Source organism: Paenibacillus sp. 01T422, from assembly GCF_056398785.1.
Genome location: NZ_JBFTQB010000794.1, coordinates 1 through 5,846 on the forward strand (window position 1 = coordinate 1; position 5,846 = coordinate 5,846).

The window sequence follows — 5,846 nt, forward strand, 5'->3', positions numbered from 1 at the left end:
CAAGGAAATCGTCAGCAATGTGACGAAAAGCTCATCTGATCTCCAAAGCTTCATCATTGACGGCAGCGGTCAAATTATTTCCTATCCAGACAACCAGTTTTTAGGGAAAAATGTTCGGGAAGTACTTGGGGAGCAGGGCTCCAACCAATTGCTTCAGTCTTCCGACGAAACCCGTGGTTTTCCACTTAAGCATGCAGGGCAGAAATGGATCGTGAATTATAAAAAGCTGCATGCCAACGACTGGATGGTCGTAAATGTCATCTCCGAATCTGCGTTGTACAAAGACTCTAACCGCATGCTGCAAATTATCATCGTGATTGCGCTTATTTGTATCGGTTTTTCAATTTTGACGGCGATGTTTCTTGCCAATTCGATTTCGAAACCGATTTTGAAGATGATCCGTTTGATGCGTCAGGTAATGTCAGGTGATTTGAGCGTTCGCTTCAAGGCCAAACGTCGTAATGATGAATTTGATATATGGGGTGAAAATTTCAATTACATGGTGACCCGGCTTGACGAGCTGCTCAAAGCGGTTTATGAGGAGCAAAGTCATAAGCGTGTAGCGGAGCTGAAAGCGCTGCAGGCGCAGATCAATCCTCACTTTTTGTACAATACACTAGACATAATCAAATGGACGGCTCTACTGCAGAAGGCGAATAATGCCGCCGAGATGGTCAGCTTGCTTTCGCGGCTCCTACGGATTTCTCTGGGCAAAGGCGAAGAAACTGTTACCGTCGAAGAAGAAATTGAGCATGTCCAGTGCTATTTGGGGATTCAGAAATTCAGGTTCAATTTCGACATTCAAACCTATTTCCATATTGACGAAGATGTCCGAAGCCAAAAGACACCTAAGCTTATCTTGCAGCCGATTGTGGAAAATGCGATTCTCCACGCGTTCACCGACCGCCAGACCGGAGGAGAAATACATATTCGCTGCTCACTGCATCCGGACGGGGGTATCCGTTTCCAAGTGGCAGATAACGGACGTGGGATGGACCCGAGTCTCGTGAAGAGCTTGCAGACACCGTTCCAAGAGGCATCCGCTGATAAAATGGGGGGTATCGGTTTAGCCAATGTCGATGAGAGAATCAAGCTGATATGCGGAAAGCCGTATGGCTTAGATATCCAGAGTATCATGGATGCAGGAACGAGCATCGGGATTTGGCTTCCCGTGATAGAGTAGGAGGAATATCATGTTTCGAGTTATCATTGTAGAAGATGAATACATTGTTAGGTTTGGCATTCGTTCGATGATCGATTGGGAGAAACTCGGCTTATCCGTCATGGGAGAGGCTTCTAACGGCCAAGAAGCATTGGAACTCATGAGCAAGGAAATGCCGGATATCCTGATTACCGATATTAAAATGCCGCTCATGGACGGCATTGCCCTCATTTCAGAGGTTCGTAAAATAAATCCTCATATGAAAATTCTCATCCTCAGCAATGTCGAGGACTTCGGGTATGCCAAGGAAGCGATTCGCAACGGCGTTTCGGAGTACTTAATTAAATCGGATATGATGCCACGAGATTTTGAGCAAGCTTTGCTGAAGGTCAAGGAAGCCATAGAGATTACTTCACCAGCCGGAGGGAGAAATGAGGAGCTTGCCGTGGAGCCGATGTGGAAGGAGAAGCTTCTGCAGGAACTTGCCGAGGGGGCTCAGCGAGATATCAGCAGTCTCCAGAGCACCTTCGGAAGTCTAGGAAGCTCTCCATATTATTTGCTCCACATGGGTAAGGATGCGGCCCAAATAGGTGTCGTGGAGGAACAGAACGCTCTACGAAAGGTACTAGATAGCGTGCTGCAAGCCCGGGAGCTTGCCTATGAGGTATTCCCCGATCGGCAGGGGGAATTGAATGTGCTGCTGCTGACCGGCATGCCCCATCGGCAGGCTCAGAAGGCTTCCCGTGAGGTAGCGGAGGCATGCTCAGCCCAGCTTCAAGCTAGTTATGGCATGTGCTTTACAGTCGGAATTAGCGGAGAATTTCAAGGGTTAACTGAGCTGCATACCGCGTACGAGCAAGCAAGAGCGGCTGTTAAGTTTAAAATGTTCGTCGGCAGCGGCAAGGTGATCGCCTATGGTACAGATTATGTGCCAGGATCGAGCCCAGTAGGGGAGCCGATAAAAATAAGTACAAACCATATTCATTCGATGGTGTACGCCTTTCAAGCAAAGGAGTTGCAGACCTATCTGGAAGAGCTGTTCGAGCAGTTGGACGTCCGCAAAGACTATGACATTGTACAAATTATTTCTCTAGAGCTTTTGATTATGCTGACAACGTTATGGTCCGATGTATCTAGCGATCAGATGAGTATCATGCAGTTAAAAAAGCAATATTTTGACGAGTTATCCAAGCTAGAAACACTAGGTCAGAGCAAAGCTTGGTTTATGGGAGCTTATCACGAACTGCTTCAGCATATGATTCAGATTTATAACAGCGACCGAAACAGCATCATTAAAGCTACACAGTATATCCAGCAGTATTATCAGCAGGAAATTTCCCTTCAATCGATCTCGAACCTTGTCCATTTGAGCAAAAATTATTTTGCTAACTTGTTCAAAAAGGAGATGGGCGAAAGCTTCTTGGAATATTTGACACGCCTTCGCATTGAAAAGGCGAAATCTTTACTTACGGGTGAACTGAAGACGGCTGATATCGGTCATTTGGTAGGCATTGCTGATCCGAAATATTTTTCTAAAGTGTTCAAAAAAAATGTCGGTGTTTCTCCATCGGAATACAGGACTCGAGCTAAGAAATGAGATGTCATGTCAGGGAAGGGGAGTCCTATTATGCTAAATAATAGAAGCAAGAGGCGGTTCTTGCGTACTTTGTGTATAGGGGGAATCGCCCTGACCGTTACAGGATGTTTCGCTACGTCCAATGCCCCGCAATTAGGAAAGGAGAAATCGGCGGCGCAAGGGGGAGCACCTCTAGTCGAAATCTCCTTTTGGAATCCATTTGGGGGCGGCGAAGGCGACTATGTCGAGCAAATCATTCAGAGTTTCAACACTTCGCAGAAATCGGTTTTCGTGAAGCAACTTAGGCTGGAATCCAATGAGTATTATGTGAAACTGAGCACGGCGCTCTCTTCAGGCTGAATGAGGATGACACCATTAAGCTCGGCGAGCCAACGCCGGAAGGTTTTGTTCAGATGTTGACGCAGATTCAGACGAAAGTGCCAGGTGTTCAGCCAATTGCGGTCAATACACCTTACTTTCAGGAGCCCTTTCTGAATTTGTATTATGAGGCCGGAGGTGATCTGCTTACGCCTGATCTTTCCAAAGCCGCGATACATAATGAGAAAGCTTTACAGGTATTGAAATTTTATCAACAGCTGTATGCGAAGCGTCTGGCTGATTTGAATGACAAGACGCCATGGGATTCATTTCACAATGGGCAAGCAGCGCTATGGTTCGGCGGTGTTTGGGAAGCAGGGCACCACTTGAGCGAAAAATCGCTACGGGTCGGGCTTGCGCCGCTTCCGCAGATATTCGGCAGCCCGGTCCATTGGGGCAGCTCTCACACGCTGGTCGTACCGAGCTATGTGACCAAAGAAAAACAGAAGGCAGCCATGGCCTTCATGACATATTTCTCAGAAGCAGGCAGCACGCTCTGGGGGCAAGCGGGACACGTTCCCGCCAATCGGGCTGTCGTGCAAAGTCAGGTCTATAAGCAAATGCCCTACCGGGATATATTTATTGAAGCTCAGCGTCAAGTTAAATTTGCGCCAAAAACGGATAAATACGCGACCATTTTTACAACCTTGTCGGAGGATCTGCAAAGCATTATCTTAGGCGGATTGGACCCGGAGGAAGGTTTGATTTCGTTAGAGAAGAAAATAAACGATATTCTCGCGAACTAATAAGGAGGAGGCCGGGATCCAACCAAATAACCGAATATCTTTTTAAATACGATTTAGAGAGGTTTTGGAGGTGCTGTGGTGTTAAAGAAAAACGTTTATATTAGAACAATCTTGTTTTCAATCGTTTTTTTTGCATTTTTATTTTTACCCGCGGGGTCTTTACATTTTTCTGAAGCGTGGCTTTATTTTGCAATCTTTTTTGGTTCAACGATGTATATCAATCATTATTTCTTGAAAAGAGATCCTGAACTCATAGAACGAAGAGTTCATGCTAAAGAAATAGAAAAGGAACAAAAAATTTTCCAATCCATATCTGGTGGCATATTTTTTATTGGATTGTTAGTTCTTCCCGGTTTAGATTATAGATTTAGTTGGTCAGATGTTCCTTTATATCTTGTATTAGTCGCGGATTTCTTCGTCTTGCTAGGTTTTATCATTGTTTTTTTAGTTTTTAAAGAGAATTCATTTACATCTGCCATAATTGAAGTAAGTGAGAACCAGCAAGTGATATCAACAGGCCCTTATGCCTTGGTGCGGCATCCGATGTATACAGGGGCAATATCCATTATCCTGTTCACTCCTCTTGCATTAGGTTCAATTTGGGCATTGATTCCCTCAATTTTTATCATTATTTTTATTGTACTGAGGCTGTTAAATGAAGAGAAAATATTGTTTAAGGAGTTAGCAGGGTATGAGGATTACTGTAAGAAGATCCGCTATCATTTAATTCCACTTATTTGGTAATGGAGGTGAAATCGTTGTTTCTATTCAGAAAATTTACATTTTGGCTCAGCTTACTCAGTATCCTAATCTGCTTAAACAATTACTGGGGATATGATGACAAAAACATACTTCTCATTGGATTAAATCCAGTCTTGAATAACATAGTGTACACGGAGCCGTTCCGGCACTGGATTTTTAATTTTGAGAGCGCAAAACTAGCTGCAGATAGTTCAAGCATCAGGTTGAATTATCCTGCCTACCTTATACACTTTTTTTCATCCTTTTTGATCGGGATTATCATTGATTTTGTTATTCATTTGCTAAGATTGGAAAAATTAATCACTCCAAATAAATAGCATCATAAGGAAACTCCAGCTTCTTCATCCGATATTCCTTTGGCGTCATATGCATGTATTGGCGGAAGATTTTACCGAAGTAGCTGGGGCTGTCGAAGCCGCATGTTTGGCCAATGTCCTGAACAGGCAAATCTGTGGTTCGGAGAAGGGCGATTGCGGCTTCCACCCGCCGATCCCTCAAGTAGGCCAGCGGCGAGGATTGCTCAGACCGCTGAAACAGCCTGCATAGGTAGTGCTTATTAATTCCGCAGTGCTCGGAGATCATATCCAAAGTGAGCGGAACTGCAAAATGATCTCTCATGTATTTTTTTGCTGTTTGAATGAGCGTACTCGAGCTTGCGCTAACGTCTTTTGTCATTCCTCGGCTTGATTGCACGAGCGTGAGCATCCATTCATATACGCCGAGAGACAGTTGATATTTGTCGATGATCCTATCTTCAGCTACCATGCGCATCAGTTTCCAAAGCCCTTGAATGAGAGGGCTGCCCGAATCTCGCTGGATGACTGGCCCTTCCTGCGCCATCACGTAATCCCAAATTCGATTCGCCTCTTCTCCCCGCAAGTTTAGCCAGATGATCTCCCATGGTTCCTGTTGATCCCCGTAAAAGTATTTATGGCTGCTAGGCACCTTCACTAAAAAACCTGTTCCTTTCGTCAACGGAAAGCGTTGCTGTTCATACTCAAGATAACCTTGTCCGCGAATCGTATATTGAAAAATGACATGCCCGCAGTCGGGGCGTTCTTCTCCGCTAAAGCTGTAATCAGGGGTATTGATCATTTGCCATCCAATAGAATCGAGCGTGAGGATGGAGGTATCTTCGTTTCGAAATCCGTATACAGCTGGCCTGAGCATTAAAGTTCTCCTTAAGAAAAAGTCAATTTTGTTATAGTATAAGTCATTACAT

At 44.7% G+C, this 5,846-nt stretch carries 6 protein-coding genes; 5 read left to right on the forward strand and 1 reads right to left on the reverse strand.

Annotated features, from left to right (window positions below):
* From AC1DUA_RS31350 to AC1DUA_RS31370, 5 genes are all read left to right on the forward strand, one after another.
* Positions 1 to 1,183 (forward strand): sensor histidine kinase (locus AC1DUA_RS31350; protein WP_477503465.1); only part of this gene is annotated, 1,183 nt, incomplete at its 5' end.
* Positions 1,184 to 1,193: 10 nt separating this feature from the next.
* On the forward strand, positions 1,194 to 2,759 hold the full coding sequence (locus tag AC1DUA_RS31355) for a response regulator (RefSeq protein ID WP_477503466.1): 1,566 nt from the start codon (positions 1,194 to 1,196) through the stop codon (positions 2,757 to 2,759).
* Between the two features lie 60 nt (positions 2,760 to 2,819).
* The gene (locus AC1DUA_RS31360; protein WP_477503467.1) at positions 2,820 to 3,098 is read left to right on the forward strand and encodes a hypothetical protein; all 279 of its coding nucleotides are present in this window, start codon (positions 2,820 to 2,822) and stop codon (positions 3,096 to 3,098) included.
* Between the two features lie 53 nt (positions 3,099 to 3,151).
* Positions 3,152 to 3,862, forward strand: a complete 711-nt coding sequence (locus AC1DUA_RS31365) for an extracellular solute-binding protein (RefSeq protein ID WP_477503468.1) — start codon at positions 3,152 to 3,154, stop codon at positions 3,860 to 3,862.
* Positions 3,863 to 3,940: 78 nt separating this feature from the next.
* Complete coding sequence (locus AC1DUA_RS31370; protein WP_477503469.1) at positions 3,941 to 4,606, forward strand: methyltransferase; 666 nt, start codon at positions 3,941 to 3,943, stop codon at positions 4,604 to 4,606.
* A 318-nt stretch (positions 4,607 to 4,924) separates the two neighbouring features.
* On the opposite strand, the gene AC1DUA_RS31375 is transcribed toward AC1DUA_RS31370, so the two are convergent.
* On the reverse strand, positions 4,925 to 5,846 hold a 922-nt coding region (locus tag AC1DUA_RS31375), incomplete at its 5' end, for an AraC family transcriptional regulator (RefSeq protein WP_477503470.1).

Bases quoted from the DNA above. Each gene is read 5' to 3' on its own strand.
- AC1DUA_RS31365 (WP_477503468.1), top strand. From the start codon at position 3,152: ATGTTGACGCAGATTCAGACGAAAGTGCCAGGTGTTCAGCCAATTGCG.
- AC1DUA_RS31355 (WP_477503466.1), top strand. From the start codon at position 1,194: ATGTTTCGAGTTATCATTGTAGAAGATGAATACATTGTTAGGTTTGGC.